Below are 273 nucleotides of genomic sequence, written 5' to 3' on the forward strand. Positions count from 1 at the left end.
AGATACGGCCAAGCGTTTCATAGCCAACACGATCGCTATGCATCAACCAGACCGGAGAAGGGATTGCCCGTTCCCACGGGTTAAGCGGCGAGTCGATGGCCAACTGATTCGCCGGGGCTGGTAGCGGATTTAACCCTTCCTGCTGAAAAAGATCATCGCCCGCGGCAGATGTGATGCGGAGGTCACCAGCAGGAAAGGGGCGTCACCAATCGCCTGTTTCACTGCTGCAGCTTCTTCTTCGGTATCTTTTGGCAAATCCAGGGTGATAATTTG

Annotated in this window: 1 pseudogene; it reads right to left on the minus strand. The window is 54.6% G+C overall.

The window, feature by feature from the left end:
• Positions 1-273 (minus strand): annotated as a pseudogene (locus HA41_RS19475) (ElyC/SanA/YdcF family protein); the annotation flags it as partial.

It is taken from the genome of Pantoea conspicua, from assembly GCF_002095315.1.
Classification (GTDB): Bacteria; Pseudomonadota; Gammaproteobacteria; order Enterobacterales; family Enterobacteriaceae; genus Pantoea; species Pantoea conspicua.